The organism is Variovorax sp. P1_H2, assembly GCF_056405295.1.
The window spans coordinates 42,485-56,347 of the sequence record NZ_JBFUCJ010000007.1; the positions used below are offsets into that span (position 1 = coordinate 42,485).

Annotated in this window: 13 protein-coding genes; 7 read left to right on the forward strand and 6 right to left on the reverse strand. The window is 68.6% G+C overall.

Annotated features, from left to right (window positions below; all coding sequences use genetic code 11):
• Window positions 1–28: 28 nt before the first annotated feature.
• The 3 genes from xylB (at window position 29) to AC1D2E_RS04495 (ending at window position 4,596) form a co-directional block, all read left to right on the forward strand.
• Window positions 29–793, forward strand: coding sequence for a D-xylose 1-dehydrogenase (gene xylB / locus AC1D2E_RS04485; protein WP_478196296.1), 765 nt, complete (start codon window positions 29–31; stop codon window positions 791–793).
• Window positions 790–2,577, forward strand: coding sequence for an IlvD/Edd family dehydratase (locus AC1D2E_RS04490; protein WP_478196355.1), 1,788 nt, complete (start codon window positions 790–792; stop codon window positions 2,575–2,577). The genes xylB and AC1D2E_RS04490 overlap by 4 nt, the downstream gene beginning before the upstream one ends.
• 297 nt (window positions 2,578–2,874) lie before the next feature.
• The gene (locus tag AC1D2E_RS04495) at window positions 2,875–4,596 is read left to right on the forward strand and encodes an IlvD/Edd family dehydratase (RefSeq protein WP_478196297.1); all 1,722 of its coding nucleotides are present in this window, start codon (window positions 2,875–2,877) and stop codon (window positions 4,594–4,596) included.
• Between the two features lie 26 nt (window positions 4,597–4,622).
• Here AC1D2E_RS04495 and AC1D2E_RS04500 read toward each other — a convergent pair whose 3' ends face one another.
• Both AC1D2E_RS04500 and AC1D2E_RS04505 read right to left on the reverse strand, forming a co-directional pair.
• Window positions 4,623–5,642, reverse strand: a complete 1,020-nt coding sequence (locus AC1D2E_RS04500) for a Bug family tripartite tricarboxylate transporter substrate binding protein (RefSeq protein WP_478196298.1) — start codon at window positions 5,640–5,642, stop codon at window positions 4,623–4,625.
• A gap of 112 nt (window positions 5,643–5,754) precedes the next feature.
• Window positions 5,755–6,645: a LysR family transcriptional regulator gene (locus AC1D2E_RS04505; RefSeq protein WP_478196299.1), complete on the reverse strand. Its 891-nt coding sequence runs from the start codon at window positions 6,643–6,645 to the stop codon at window positions 5,755–5,757.
• Window positions 6,646–6,760: 115 nt separating this feature from the next.
• Between AC1D2E_RS04505 and AC1D2E_RS04510 the strand changes: the two genes are divergently transcribed.
• Together AC1D2E_RS04510 and AC1D2E_RS04515 are read left to right on the forward strand one after the other, a co-directional pair.
• Entirely contained in the window at window positions 6,761–7,759 is a 999-nt protein-coding gene (locus AC1D2E_RS04510; protein ID WP_478196300.1) for a Bug family tripartite tricarboxylate transporter substrate binding protein, read from the forward strand.
• Window positions 7,759–9,075 carry an FAD-dependent oxidoreductase gene (locus AC1D2E_RS04515; RefSeq protein WP_478196301.1) on the forward strand — a complete coding sequence of 439 codons (1,317 nt, stop codon included), beginning with the start codon at window positions 7,759–7,761 and terminating at the stop codon, window positions 9,073–9,075. The genes AC1D2E_RS04510 and AC1D2E_RS04515 overlap by 1 nt, the downstream gene beginning before the upstream one ends.
• A 34-nt stretch (window positions 9,076–9,109) precedes the next feature.
• Here AC1D2E_RS04515 and AC1D2E_RS04520 read toward each other — a convergent pair whose 3' ends face one another.
• Entirely contained in the window at window positions 9,110–9,439 is a 330-nt protein-coding gene (locus AC1D2E_RS04520) for a hypothetical protein (protein ID WP_478196302.1), read from the reverse strand.
• Window positions 9,440–9,535: 96 nt separating this feature from the next.
• On the opposite strand from AC1D2E_RS04520, the gene AC1D2E_RS04525 reads away from it, so the two are divergent.
• Entirely contained in the window at window positions 9,536–10,816 is a 1,281-nt protein-coding gene (locus tag AC1D2E_RS04525) for a lytic murein transglycosylase (protein ID WP_478196303.1), read from the forward strand.
• Window positions 10,817–10,836: 20 nt separating this feature from the next.
• Here the strand turns inward: AC1D2E_RS04525 and AC1D2E_RS04530 are convergent, their stop codons facing one another.
• Complete coding sequence (locus tag AC1D2E_RS04530) at window positions 10,837–11,571, reverse strand: Rossmann-fold NAD(P)-binding domain-containing protein (protein WP_478196304.1); 735 nt, start codon at window positions 11,569–11,571, stop codon at window positions 10,837–10,839.
• Between the two features lie 193 nt (window positions 11,572–11,764).
• On the opposite strand from AC1D2E_RS04530, the gene AC1D2E_RS04535 reads away from it, so the two are divergent.
• Window positions 11,765–12,547, forward strand: coding sequence for a Crp/Fnr family transcriptional regulator (locus tag AC1D2E_RS04535; RefSeq protein ID WP_478196305.1), 783 nt, complete (start codon window positions 11,765–11,767; stop codon window positions 12,545–12,547).
• Here AC1D2E_RS04535 and AC1D2E_RS04540 read toward each other — a convergent pair.
• Together AC1D2E_RS04540 and AC1D2E_RS04545 are read right to left on the reverse strand one after the other, a co-directional pair.
• Window positions 12,514–13,254 carry a response regulator gene (locus tag AC1D2E_RS04540; protein ID WP_478176057.1) on the reverse strand — a complete coding sequence of 247 codons (741 nt, stop codon included), beginning with the start codon at window positions 13,252–13,254 and terminating at the stop codon, window positions 12,514–12,516. The genes AC1D2E_RS04535 and AC1D2E_RS04540 overlap by 34 nt on opposite strands.
• A 51-nt stretch (window positions 13,255–13,305) precedes the next feature.
• Window positions 13,306–13,815, reverse strand: a complete 510-nt coding sequence (locus AC1D2E_RS04545) for a Rossmann-fold NAD(P)-binding domain-containing protein (RefSeq protein WP_478196306.1) — start codon at window positions 13,813–13,815, stop codon at window positions 13,306–13,308.
• Window positions 13,816–13,863: the final 48 nt, after the last annotated feature.

Sequence of the window (13,863 nt, forward strand, 5' to 3'; positions counted from 1 at the left end):
CCCGCGAAGACCAAGAGAGGGACCATCAATGTCTGCCATCTATCCGAGCCTTGCCGACAAGCGAGTCGTCGTTACCGGCGGGAGTTCCGGCATCGGCGCGGCCATGGTCGAGGCCTTCGCCCGGCAGGGCGCCCAGGTGTTCTTCCTGGACATCGCCGACTCGGACGGCCGTGCGCTGCAGTCGAAACTTCGCGACGCCGCGCACCCGCCTGTGTTTCACCGTTGCGATCTGACCGACCTCCAGGCAACCCAGGCGACCTTCGCGGCGATCGAGGCAGCGGCGGGACCGGCCAACGTCCTCATCAACAATGCGGCCAACGACGACCGGCATGAAATCGGCGACGTCACCCCGGACTACTGGGACCAACGGATCGCCGTCAACCTGCGGCACCAGTTCTTCTGCGCACAAGCCGTTTCGGGCGGCATGCGGGCAGCCGGCGCAGGCGTCATCCTGAACCTCGGCTCGATCTCCTGGCACCTCGCGCTGGCCAATCTGTCGATCTACATGACCGCCAAGGCGGGCATCGAGGGACTGACCAAAGGATTGGCGCGCGATCTGGGCGGATTCAACATCCGTGTCAACTGCATCGTTCCGGGGGCGGTGCGCACGCCCCGTCAGATGAAGTTGTGGCAATCGCCCGAGAGCGAGGCGAAGGTCGTGGCGGCGCAATGCCTGCAGCAACGAATCGACCCTGTGCATGTGGCGGCGATGGCGCTCTTCCTCGCTTCGGACGATGCAGCCCGATGCTCCGGGCGCGAGTACTACGTGGACGCAGGCTGGTACGGCGGATGAAAACAGAGGCTGCCCGAAAGGCTCGCCGGTTTCGCTCGCAGGACTGGTTCGCCAACCCCGATCACATCGACTTGACCGCGCTCTATCTCGAGCGCTTCATGAACTACGGCGTCACGCCGGCAGAACTGCGCTCCGGCCGGCCCATTGTCGGGATCGCGCAATCCGGAAGCGATCTGAATCCGTGCAATCGCGTCCATCTGGAACTGGCAAAGCGCGTGCGTGACGGCATCCGCGACGCCGGCGGCATTCCGATGGAATTTCCCGTGCATCCGACTTTCGAGAATCGCCGGAGACCGACGGCGGCCATCGACCGCAACCTGGCTTACATGGCGCTGGTCGAGATCCTGCATGGCTACCCGATCGACGCCGTCGTGCTGACGACGGGTTGCGACAAGTCGACGCCATCCCAGGTCATGGCCGCGGCGACCGTGGACATTCCCACGATCGTGCTGTCCGGCGGCCCCATGCTCGACGGCTGGTTCGAAGGAGAACTCGTGGGCTCCGGCGCGGCGATCTGGAAGAGTCGGCGACTGCTGGCCGCCGGCCAGATCGACGAATCGAAGTTCATGGATATCGCGACCGCGTCGGCGCCTTCGGTGGGGCACTGCAACACCATGGGAACAGCGTCGACCATGAATGCGCTGGCGGAAGCGCTCGGCCTGTCCTTGACCGGCTGTGCCGCGATTCCTGCGCCTTACCGGGAACGAGGGCAAATGGCCTATGAAACCGGGCGCCGCATCGTCGAGTTGGCCTTCGAGGACAGGCGGCCCTCTTCGATCCTCACGCGGGATGCGTTTCTCGATGCGATCGTCGTCAATTCCGCGATCGGCGGTTCCACCAACGCGCAGCCGCACCTCATGGCCATGGCCCGTCATGCGGGCGTGGAACTGCGTCCGAGCGACTGGACCGAGTTCGGCTTCGACGTGCCGCTGCTGCTGAACATGCAACCGGCGGGCAAGTACCTGGGCGAGGCCTTCTATCGCGCCGGAGGTGTTCCGGCCGTGATGTGGGAGCTCGAGCAGGCGGGCAGGTTGCGCAGCGCGCGCCCGACCGTCACGGGCAAGACGATGGCACAGAATCTCGAAGGTCGACACAGCGCGAATCGGGAGGTGATTTGCGAGTTTGCGCGTCCCCTCAAGAATCAGGCAGGCTTCCTCGTTCTGAGCGGCAACCTGTTCGACTTCGCGATCATGAAGACCAGCGTGATCTCCGAAGAGTTTCGCGCGCGCTACCTGAGCCGTCCGGGCGCGGAGGGCAAGTTCGAATGCCGGGCCATCGTATTCGAGGATTCGGATGACTATCACGCGCGAATCAATGATCCTGCGCTCGCCGTCGACGAGAACTGCATCCTGGTGATACGCGGTGCCGGGCCTGTCGGCTGGCCGGGGTCGGCGGAAGTCGTGAACATGCAGCCGCCGGATGCGTTGCTCAGGCGCGGGATCACCAGTCTTCCCACCTTGGGCGATGGGCGGCAGTCGGGGACCTCGGACAGTCCGTCGATTCTCAACGCTTCGCCCGAAAGCGCCGTCGGCGGCGGGCTGGCGCACTTGCGAACGGGGGATGTCGTCCGCATCGACCTCGACGCCGGGCAATGCAACATGCTGGTGTCCGATGCGGAGATCGCGCGCCGCAAGGACGAGGGGACGCCGTCGATCCGGCCGACTCAGACGCCATGGCAGGAGATCTATCGCGCGACGGTCGGACAACTCGAATCGGGCGCCTGCATGGAGTTGGCGCTCAAGTATCGCGGCGTGGGCGACACGCAGCCTCGTCACAACCATTGATTGCGACGGTGTGTCATGAGGCGGCAAGTTCCGGATGAACTGTTGTTGCTTCATTGAGCCTCGGTACTCAGGAGGGACTCTGACTCGACGTCCCATGCGCTCCCTGCCATGTCGCAACGTACCCAAGTCGCCGCGAGATCCGGTCGGCGCATTCCAGAGGCGCCATGGGAGCCGGGAAATCCAAAGGCGGCAGCATGACGCTCGACGGTATCCATGGTCGGTGGCCCGATCATTTTGGGAGATGATGCCGAGGACAACCTGAATGGGCGGGCGTCATCAAGCACAAGGAACGACACCATGGACAAGCAGCCGACCGGCCTGAAGAAGGGCCTCACGAGCTACGGCGATCAGGGCTTCTCCCTGTTCCTGCGCAAGGCCTTCATCAAGGGTGCGGGCTATACCGAGACGGCGCTCGACCGCCCCGTGGTGGGCATCGCCGACACGGGCAGCGCCTACAACCCGTGCCACGGCAATGCGCCCCAGCTCGTCGAGGCGGTCAAGCGGGGCGTGATGCTGGCCGGCGGACTGCCGATGGCGTTCCCGACCATCTCGGTCCACGAGAGCTTCGCCGCGCCGACCAGCATGTACCTGCGCAATCTCATGTCGATGGACACGGAGGAGATGGTGCGGGCCCAGCCGATGGACGCCGTGGTGTTGATCGGTGGCTGCGACAAGACCGTGCCCGCCCAGCTCATGGGCGCGGCCTCGGCCGGCCTGCCCTCGATCCAGCTCATCACCGGCTCCATGCTGACCGGCGGCCACCGCGGCGAGCGCGTCGGCGCCTGCACCGACTGCCGCCGCTATTGGGGCAAGTACCGCGCGGCGGAAATCGACGACGAGGAAATCGCCGACGTGAACAACCAGCTCGTCGCCAGCGTCGGCACCTGTTCGGTGATGGGCACGGCCAGCACCATGGCCTGCATCGCCGAAGCCCTGGGAATGACGATGCCGGGCGGCGCGTCGCCGCCCGCGGTCACCGCCGACCGCATCCGCATCGCCGAGCAAACGGGCACGCAAGCCGTCCAGATGGCGCGCGACGGCCTCCGCATCGACAAGATCCTGACCCCGGCCGCCTTCGAGAACGCGATGCGCGTCCTGCTGGCGATCGGCGGCTCGACCAATGGCATCGTGCACCTGACCGCCATCGCCGGGCGAATGGGCCTGGAAGTCGACCTGGATGCGCTCGACCGCATGGGACGCGAAACGCCGGTGCTGCTGGACCTGAAGCCTTCCGGGCATCACTACATGGAAGACTTCCATCACGCGGGCGGCATGGCGACGCTTCTGCGCGAGCTCAAGCCGCTGCTGCGGCTCGAGGCAATGACGGTGACGGGCCGCACGCTGGGCGAGGAGATGGCGCGCGCCGGCGCCGGTTTCGCGCAGGACGTCGTCCGGCCCATCGCCAGACCGATCTACCCGCAAGGCGGCATTGCCGTGCTGCGCGGCAACCTGGCCCCAGGCGGCGCCATCATCAAGCAGTCGGCGGCGGACCCTGGGCTCATGGAACACGAAGGCCGCGCCGTGGTGTTCGAGAGCACCGAGGACCTGGCGAACCGTATCGACAACGACGATCTGGACGTCAGCGCCCAGGATGTGCTGGTGCTGAAGAACATCGGCCCCAAGGGCGCGCCGGGCATGCCGGAGGCCGGCTACATTCCGATTCCCCGCAAGCTGGCGCGAGCGGGGGTCAAGGACATCGTGCGGATCTCGGACGGGCGCATGAGCGGCACCGCCTTCGGCACCGTCGTGCTGCATGTCACGCCGGAAGCGGCCATCGGAGGGCCGCTGGCGCATGTTCGCAATGGCGACAGGATCCGCTTGAGCGTACGCAATCGCGAGATCTCGTTGCTGGTATCGGATGAAGAACTGGCGCGTCGCGCGCAGGAATCGCCGGTGGTCGAGCCGACCGCAGAGCGCGGCTACCGCAAGCTGTTTCTCGACACCGTCACCCAGGCGGACCAGGGTGTCGACTTCGACTTCCTGCGGGCACCGAGGAGGGTCGGAAAGGTGCCGGAGTAGGTCCGCTCCAACGCAGCACGAATCTTCTACTCGGCACGGATGTCGTTGTTCTTGACGACCTCGCCCAGCAGCTTGAAGTAGTCGCGCGTCAGCGTGGCGAGCTGCTCGGGCGTGCCGCCGCCGGCGTCGTCGCCTCGGTCGGCGATGGTCTTCTGCACGTTGGGTTCCTTGAGGGCGCTGTTCATCGCCGTGTTCACCTTCTTCACGATGTCGGCGTTCAAGCCCGGCGGGCCGTACAAGCCGATGAAGGAGATGACCTGGAAGTCCTTGATGCCGGCTTCGGCCGCCGTGGGCACATCGGGGAACGCAGGCACCCGCTTGGGGCCGGTGACCATCAGCGCCTTGAGCTGGCCGGCCTTGAGGAAGGGCGCGACCACCGACGACGCATCGAACATGGCGGGCACGCGCCCGGCGATCAGGTCGGTCATCGCCGGACTGCTGCCCTTGTACGGAACGTGGCTCATCTTCGGCTTGCCGATGCGCTCGCGGAAGAGCTCCATCGCGGTCTGCACGAGACTGCCGGGCCCGCCCGACGCGTAGTCGACGGCCTTGCCCGCTTTGTCCTGCGCCTTGACCCAGGCGATGAATTCGTTGACATCCTTGACTGGCAGGCTGGTCGGTACGACCAGCATCAGGGGAGAGGTCAGCAGCAGGCCGATGGGCGTCATCTTGAGCGGATCGGCCACAGGCGTGTTGCGGTAGGTGTGCGGATTGAGCACCATGTTGCTGCCATTGCCCACCAGCAGCTTGTAGCCGTCGGGCGGCGCCTTGAGGACGAAATCGGTGGCGATGTTGCCGTTGACGCCGGGCTTGTTGTCGATCACGACGCTCTGGCCCAGGCTGGCCTGCATCCCGGCCGTGAGGACCCGCCCGGCAAAGTCGGTCTGCCCGCCCGGCGGGTAGCCCACCACCAGCGTGACCGGCTTGGTGGGCCAGGCGCCCTGGGCGAGAGCGGATCCGGGCAACATGCCGGCGCCAAGGGTGCCGAGTCCGTACTGCAGGGCGCTGCGGCGCGACAAAGAGCGGTTTGGCCCGATGGGGTTCATGGGGGTCTCCAATATTGGCGTGCGCGAGCGAGCCATCATAGGAGTGTGCGGGGGGCCTCACAAGCGCGCTGTCGCGCGTGCCGCTGCACGATCCGCAGCGAGAATCCGGCCTTCAGGCGCGGCTGGACTTCAGCCACGCGGTCGTCTGCGCGACCAGGGCGTTGGCGATCGCCGAGGGTGCGAAGGCTGAATGCGTGACCGCGAAGATCCCGAACGACGGGCTTGCGGTGATCGGCCGGAAGTCCAGCGTGTCGGTGCGGCACGCACGCGCGGTGAGGTCGTCGACGATGGCGATGCCGGCACCGGAGGCTGCCAGCGCGCAGGCCATCTGCCCGGCGCGCACCTGGAGCGACGGGTTCTCGTCGACCGCGTGGCTCGCACACCAGTCGGCGATGATGCGGCCTTGCGGCGTCTCGCGGCTGAAGCCGATCAGCCGCTCGCGCACGACATCGCGCGGCAGCAGCGAGCGCTTCCGGCCCAGTGCGTGGCCCTTGGGGAACACGCAGGCCAGCCGCCACTGTCCGATGACCCGGGAGTCGAGCAGCGCATTGTCGATCGGCAGTGTCGAGATCGCGACATCGGCTTCGCGGCTGGTCAACCGGCTCACCATCTCGCGCGCCGGCAGCGTTTCGACGAACAGCCTGGCGCCCGGGAACTGCGTGGCCAGCGCCGCGATCGCGTGCGGCACGGCGACCAGCCCCGTGCTGGGACTTGCCAGTACGCGCAGCGACAGCCGGGCACCGGTCTTCAGGTCCCGTGCGCATTCACTGATCCGGCGAATCCCGCCATAGACCTCGGCAACCTCCTGGTAGAGGGCGAGCGCCTCGGGGGTCGGCGCCAGCCGGCCCTTCCTGCGCTCGAACAGCTTCAAGCCGAGTTGCAGCTCGATGTGGGCCAGCATGCGGCTGATGCCGGGCTGCGACACGTGCAGCAGGCGCGCCGCGTCGGTCACCGAGCTGGCGAGCATCACGGCGCGGAACACCTCGATCTGTCTCAGGTTCATGGCGTCTCCATATAACGTGATGTTATGGGATCGCCAGATGTTGGTATTGGCGTGTGCAGGCCGCGCTTCCTAAGATCGACCGATCGATCAACGACACAAGAATGGAGACAGACGCATGGCCCACCCCCTTCCCACCCCGAGCCGGCGCACGGTGCTTTCGGCCATGGCGCTCTTCCTCGGCGCCGCCTGCGCCGGAATTGGCCGGGCCGCGGACGCCTGGCCGAACAGGACGGTGCGCATCATCGTGCCGTTCGCGCCCGGCGGCGGGGCCGACAGTTCGGCGCGCGTGCTGGCCGAAGTGCTGGCCCCGCAGCTCGGCCAGAGCGTCATCGTGGAGAACAGGCCGGGCGCCGGCAGCGCCATCGGCGTCATGGCGGCGGCGCAGAGCAGGGATGGCCACACGCTCCTGATGGGCAGCAACAGCATGGTGATCAATCCGGTGCTGAACCCCGCCATCAGCTACGACGTCGCCCGTGATTTCGAGGCGGTCGGCATGGTGTCGGCGCAGCCGCTGGTGCTGGTGGTCCCGGCGTCGTCGAAGATCACCAGCTTCGCCGCGCTGGTGGCGCAAGCGAAGGCGCAGCCCGGCACGGTGACCGCCGGCAACAGCGGCAACGGCACGCTGGCGCACCTGACCGCCGAGCTGTTTGCGGTGCAGACGCAGACCGCGATCACCAGCGTGCCCTACAAGGGCGAAAGCGCACTTCTGCCGGACCTGATCGGCGGCCTGGTGACGTGCGGCTTCCTCAACCTGCCCAGCGTGATCGCGCACATCCGGTCCGGCCGGCTGCGCGCGCTGGCCGTGTCGTCGCCGACACCGGTGGCCGACCTGCCGGGGGTGCCGACGCTGCGCGCGCTGGGCCAGCCGAGCCTGGAGGTCCAGGGCTGGGCCGCGCTGCTCGCCCCCAGGGACACGATTCCCAGGGAAGGGCTGGTCCGTCTGGAAGCCTTGCTGATGCAGGCCCTGGCCTCCGATACCGTGAAGGCCCGTTTTGCGGCCCTGAGCGTCGAGCCGGTCGCCAGCGGCCGCGAAGCCACGGCCCGGTATCTGAAGGCCGAAGGCGCGCGCTGGCAGCAGGTGATCAAGGCGCGCGGCATCAAGGCGGATGCGTGATGGACAGCGCCACCTTCGGCTACCGCATCGCGTCGACGCTGACCGCTGACGTGGTCGTCTGCGGCGGCGGCATCGCCGGCGCGATGGCGGCGGTCGCGGCCGCCCGCGCCGGCGCGTCGGTGGTGCTGGTCGAACGCTACGGCTTTCTCGGCGGCAATGCCACGGCCGGCGCGGTCGCGCAGTTCAACAGCTGGCAAACGGCCAACGGCCGGCGCGTGGTCGCCGGGCTGGCCGACGAGGTGGTGGCGCGGCTCGGCCGCTACGGCGGCGCCGGCGAGCACGCGAGCTTCGTCATGTCGACCGGGCACAGGATGGACCGCGTCGAATACGCGCCCGAGGTGCTCAAGCTGGTGCTCGACGACATGGTGCGCCAAGCCGGCGTGCGGCCGCTGCTGCACGCCAGCGTGCTCGACGTGGGCGTCACGGGCCGCTGCATCGACGCCGTGCATGTGCTGACCAAGAGCGGGGCGGTCGAACTGCGCGCGCGCGTGCTGATCGACGCTTCCGGCGATATCGATGCGCTCCAGCGCGCGGGTGCCGCCTTCCTCGGTCTCGACGACGGGGAGGCGCTGCAGCCGGCCACGATGATGTTCCGGTTCGGCCCGATCGACTTCGGGCGATTCGACGCCCTGTCCAGCAGCGAGATCGCCCTGCTGGCGCGGCGCGGCTTCGAGGATGGGCACCTGGCCCGCGCTGCCCTGCATGCCAGCCGGGATCCGTTCAGCAGCGACGCCTGGTTCAACATCAGCCGCCTCGGCATCGATGCCACGGACGCGATGGCCTTGGGCGAAGCCGAGATCGAAGGCCGGCGCCAGGCCTGGAAGGCCGCGCAGTACCTGCGGCAATTCGTTCCCGGGTGCGAGGGCGGCCAGTTGCGCGCATTCGGCACGCAGGTCGGCGTGCGCGAGACCCGGCGCATCGTCGGCGACCATGTGCTGACCCGCGAGGATCTGCTGCGGCCGGAACAGTTTCCGGACGCGATCGCCGCCGGCGCGTATCCGATCGACATCCATCCGTCAGCCGGCGGCGAACTGCGCTACGAAGGCCTGGGCGGCGATCATGCCTACCAGATCCCCTATCGCAGCCTGATTCCGGTCGGCTTCGACAACGCGCTCGTGGTGGGCCGCGGCGTGTCGGCGACGCATAGCGCGCATGCGGCGATTCGCGTGATGACGATCTCCATGGCGGTGGGACAGGCGGCCGGGACGGCGGCCGCGATGGCGGCGCAGGCGGACGGCGCCTTGGCCCATGTGCGCGCGGTGTCGGTAGAGGCGCTTCGCAAGGCGCTGCGCGCGAGCGGGGCGGTGCTGCACTGAGTGAGTGCGACGCGCCGCCCGCCTGCCTTCGGCTTCAGGCGTTCGAACGCTCGCCTGCGCGGCGCAGGGCATCGGCCTGATGCGCCTGTTCGGCGTCGCGCAGGCTCTTTGCCGCGCGGGCCGCCGCGTACTGCACGTAGAGCACGTCGATGGCTTCCGTCCATCGCTGGATGGCCGCCTTGTGTTCGATGTCGGCGTCGTGATCGCGCACATGCGCGGCGGGGTTGCGCTCGGGGAAGGCCGGAACGGCGGTGCCGGCCCTGCGAAGGATGGCTTCTTTTTGGTCTATGGTGAGCATGACTGTCTCCAGCAAGCACCGTTCCAGGCCCTGGGCCCCGAACCTGGCGATGGGGGCTATTTTCATGCGCTCATCCTCGCCATGGCGCCCGACGGCCGCGCCTGATCCCCCAAGGAGGGGAGAATCACGACGATGCACCGACACCATTCCCCGCAGTTTCGAATGCAAGGGCTTTGCGCCCTGACGCTGGCTGCCGCCGTCCTGGCGGGCTGCGCTTCCGCGCCGTCGACCGCGCCTTCATCGCCGGCCGCCCCGGTGCCCGCCGCGCGGCCGGCTGCGGCGTCGCCGCCGATGCCCGCGGGCGCCGACGACGCGGCGCTCCAGCAGGGCTTCGCGCGCTGGGTCGCGGATTTCCGCGGCAAGGCGCGTGAAGCCGGCGTCAGCGAGGCGACGCTGCAAGCGGCCTTCGCCGACGTGCAGTACCTGCCGCGGGTCGTCGAGCTGGACCGCGCCCAGCCCGAGTTCACGCGCACGGTCTGGGACTACCTCGACAACACCGTGACGACCCAGCGCGTGGCGCTCGGCAAGGACAAGATGCTGCAGGTTCGCGCCGATGCCGATGCGGCGGCCGCGCGCTACGGCGTCCCGCCTTCCATCGTCGTTGCGATCTGGGGCATGGAGAGCAACTTCGGCGGCAACTACGGCAGCACGCCGACCATCGACGCCCTGGCCACGCTGGGCTTCGAGGGCCGGCGCGAGGAATGGGCGCGTCGCGAACTGCTCGCGGCGCTGAAGATCCTCGACAAGGGCGACATCGATCGCGCGCACATGATCGGCTCCTGGGCCGGTGCCATGGGCCAGACGCAGTTCCTGCCGTCGAACTTCCTGGCCTACGCCGTGGATGCCGACGCCGACGGCCGGCGCGACATCTGGGGCAGCATGGCCGACGTCACGGCCTCGACCGCGAACTTCCTCGCGCGTTCGGGCTGGAAGCCGGCCCAGCCCTGGGGGGTCGAGGTGCAACTGCCGCCGGGCTTCGACTTTGGCCGCGCCGACACCGGCGTGCGCCAATCCAGTGGGCAATGGGCCGCCGAGGGATTGCGCAGCATGGACGGTCGGCCGCTGCCGGAATTTGCCGACGGCATGGTGCTGCTGCCCGCGGGTGCCCGCGGACCGGCTTTCCTGGTGGGGCCGAATTTCCGCGCCATCCTGCGCTACAACAACTCGACCAGCTATGCGCTCGCGGTCGGGCTTCTGGCGCAAGGCCTGGCGGACGGGCCCGGCGTGCAGGCGGCCTGGCCCCGGGACCTGGCGGCGCTCAGCCGCAGCCAGCTGCTGGAACTCCAGACCGCGCTGAACCAGCGCGGCTTCGCCAGCGGGACGCCCGACGGCATGATGGGGCCGGCCACCCGCGAAGGGATCCGCCAATACCAGCGCAGCGTCGGCCTGCCCGCCGACGGCTATCCCAGCGCAGCCGTGCTGCAGCGCTTGCAGGCGCCGTAGCCACGGCCGCCCGGCCGACATCAGGCACCGCCCATGGTGTCCAGCAGCACGGCCTGCAGCAGGCAGCGGTGGTTCTCCGCCCGCCGAGCCTCGTCGATGGGGCCGTCCGGCCCCTGCAGGGACCAGTGAGGAGGATGCGTGGCATCGACGGCGAGGGCCCCCGCTTCCGGTGCCGCGTCCGGATTGCCGGCCACCCGGACCGCGAAGCCCATGTCCTGGGCCGCCGACAGGAAGGCGCGGTCGCGGCCCGTCTGCGGCTCGCCACGGAACAGGATCGTCGGCTCCGGTGGCGGCGGCGATCGGTAGTCGCACAGCGTCATCAGGTCCGCCAGCATCCTGGCCGGATGCTCGTCGAGGCCCAGCCCGGCATAGACCGGGACGCCCGCTTCCTGTTCGATCCGGTCGACCGTGGCGGGCGCGAGCGCGCCGCAGTCGATGGCGTCGTACATGCGTCCCAGCAGGCGCGCCAGCGTCCCGATGTCGTGCGGCGTCCCGGCCTCGGGTTCGACGAACCGGATCTCGGCCACCCGGGCCCCGAGGTCCAGGGCCGCGCGATGGAGGGTCGACGCCTTCCGCCCCGCAGGCGCGCCGAGCAGCAATGCCAGGTTCCTGCCGCGCAGCGACTTGCTGAGGGCGCCGTTGCGGCCATCCGCCCGCAGGCGCCTGGCGGTGGCGAAGACGGCGAGAACGCGAGCCGCATCCAGCGGCTCGTTCCACCAGAGCCGGTGAAAGGGGATGGAAGGGGTGGTGCTCACACCCGTGAAGGTAGGGCCTGCGGAAAAACAGATCTTGACCCCCATCAAATCCGTCGAGCGGTCGCGCGGATCGGCGGCTGATACCGAACCGACACCGAAGGTTGACGCACTGTTACCGAGGCCGTCATCGCATTGATGCGCCTGTTGCACGCGATTCCTAAGCTGTGCCCATCGATCTGCAAGGAGCCAGAAAATGATTGAAGCCAGCGTATCCAGGTGCACGGGGTCTGCCGTTCGGCGCATCGCCGACATGCTGCAATTGCTCGAGGACAGCTTCCCGATTCATCGGCGAGTGGTCCATGCGGGCGACTCGGTGTACCAGATGGGCCAGGAGTTCGGCAGCCTCTACATCGTCAATTCGGGCTACTTCAAGCTGGTCAACCTGTCCGGCGAAGGGCGCGAACAGGTGGTCGGGCTGTACTTCAAGGGTGACTGGCTCGGCCTGGACGGCATTGCGGCGGGACAGTACAACTGCGATGCCGTCGCGATGGACACCGGAGAGATCTGGGCCATCCGCTACGACGCCCTGATCCAGGCGGCCGTCCGCGCGCCGGCGCTGCTGACCCTGCTGCACGAGGCCATGAGCCGCGAACTGACGCGCGATCACGACTCCATGCTGGCGCTGTGCACGCTGCCCGCCGACGCCCGCGTCGCCGGCTTCCTGCGCTACTGGGCCGATGCGCTCGCCCAGCGCGGCCTTCGCACCGACCAGATCACGCTGCGCATGACGCGGGCGGAAATCGGCAACTACCTCGGCATGACGCTGGAAACGGTGAGCCGGGCGTTGTCGCGGCTGGCGCGCGGCGACGTGATCCGCTTCACCGAGAAGGGCCGGCGCGACATCCACATCCCGCAGGTGGAAGCGCTCACGGCCTTCATCCAGGGCAGCGTGGCACCGGCGGCCGCCGCCTTTCACTGGGCGGGGCCAGGGGGCGCGGCGGTTCAGGCCGCCTCGACCCTGGGCACGAGGATGTAGCCCGCGCCCCGGACCGACTTGATGATCTGGGGATTCTCGGGGTCGAGTTCGATCTTGCGCCGCAGGCGCCCGACCTGGACATCGATCGTGCGGTCGAAGGGACCGCCTTCGCGGCCCCGCGTGTGTTCGAGCAGGAAGTCGCGCGACAGGACCCGGCCCGGGTGATTGGCCAGCGTGGACAGCAGTTCGAATTCGCCGCTCGTGAGGGCCACTTCGTTGTTGCGCGAATCGATCAGGCGTCGCGCGGCGGTGTCGAGCTCCCAACGGTCGAAGCGCAGCCGCGTCGCGGGCCCCGCCGCAACGGCCGTCGCGGCCTGGGGCGCGGCGGGCGCGGGCGAGGCCAGGCGGCGAAGCACCGCCTTGATGCGGGCCACCAGTTCGCGCAGGTCGAAGGGCTTGGTGACGTAGTCGTCGGCACCCACCTCGAGTCCGACCACCTTGTCGACGGCATCGCCGCGTCCGGTCACGATGACCAGCCCGCAAGACCAGTGTTCCCGCAGCTGGCGCGCGATCGCGAAGCCGTCTTCCCCGGGCAGCCCCAGGTCGAGCAGCACCAGCGCCGGCGCATCGCGCGCCATGAGTTCGATCAGCGCCTTGCCGGAATGCAGCTGGCTGACCCGAAAGCCATGGCCGGCGAGGTAGTTGGCCAGCAGCTGGGTGATGTCCGGTTCGTCGTCCAGGACTGCGAGATGGATGGAGGTGCTCACCCGCGCATCGTAGTCGCGCCGGTCCGGTCCATCAATCGGCAACGGTCGGTGTCAGCCGGCGCCGCCGAGCAGGATGGCCTGGACGATCCGGCAGCGCCGGTCCGCGAGTGGCGATTGGCGGTCCAGCCGCGCAGCCAGCCTGGCGCTTGGATGGCTGCTCAAGGCGATCCCGCCATAGACCGGGATCCCCGAACCGGACCGGATCTGCGCCACCAGGCGGGGGTCCATCCCATGGCATTCGATCGCATCGTAGAGCCGGCCCAGCACATGGGCCGTGTGCCGGATGTCCTGGGCGCTGCTCCGGTCGTCGAGCTTGGGCCGGACATGGGCGATGCGGCCGCCCAGTTCTGTCACCGCACGTCGGAACAGCTGCGCGGCGTCGTCGTCGACGCGCTCGCACAGCAGGGCCAGGATCTTGCCGCGCAACGCCGATCGCAGCGGATCGCCGTCACGGGCATGCTCGAGCTGCCGGGCTCGCTCGACGAGCGTGGCGGCATCGGTGGGCCAGGACGCATCGATGGGCTTCGAACTGGCAGCGTGGGCGGGCGGGCGGGGCTGCATGGGCGGTAGGTTGCACGTGGACAGCCCAGCCTATCGCAGGCCCTGGCG

Excerpts from the sequence above, each read along its gene's own strand:
- xylB (WP_478196296.1), top strand. The coding sequence starts at position 29 with ATGTCTGCCATCTATCCGAGCCTTGCCGACAAGCGAGTCGTCGTTACC.
- AC1D2E_RS04490 (WP_478196355.1), top strand. The coding sequence starts at position 790 with ATGAAAACAGAGGCTGCCCGAAAGGCTCGCCGGTTTCGCTCGCAGGAC.
- AC1D2E_RS04495 (WP_478196297.1), top strand. The coding sequence starts at position 2,875 with ATGGACAAGCAGCCGACCGGCCTGAAGAAGGGCCTCACGAGCTACGGC.
- AC1D2E_RS04500 (WP_478196298.1), bottom strand. The coding sequence starts at position 5,642 with ATGAACCCCATCGGGCCAAACCGCTCTTTGTCGCGCCGCAGCGCCCTG.
- AC1D2E_RS04505 (WP_478196299.1), bottom strand. The coding sequence starts at position 6,645 with ATGAACCTGAGACAGATCGAGGTGTTCCGCGCCGTGATGCTCGCCAGC.
- AC1D2E_RS04510 (WP_478196300.1), top strand. The coding sequence starts at position 6,761 with ATGGCCCACCCCCTTCCCACCCCGAGCCGGCGCACGGTGCTTTCGGCC.
- AC1D2E_RS04515 (WP_478196301.1), top strand. The coding sequence starts at position 7,759 with ATGGACAGCGCCACCTTCGGCTACCGCATCGCGTCGACGCTGACCGCT.
- AC1D2E_RS04520 (WP_478196302.1), bottom strand. The coding sequence starts at position 9,439 with ATGAAAATAGCCCCCATCGCCAGGTTCGGGGCCCAGGGCCTGGAACGG.
- AC1D2E_RS04525 (WP_478196303.1), top strand. The coding sequence starts at position 9,536 with ATGCAAGGGCTTTGCGCCCTGACGCTGGCTGCCGCCGTCCTGGCGGGC.
- AC1D2E_RS04535 (WP_478196305.1), top strand. The coding sequence starts at position 11,765 with ATGATTGAAGCCAGCGTATCCAGGTGCACGGGGTCTGCCGTTCGGCGC.
- AC1D2E_RS04545 (WP_478196306.1), bottom strand. The coding sequence starts at position 13,815 with ATGCAGCCCCGCCCGCCCGCCCACGCTGCCAGTTCGAAGCCCATCGAT.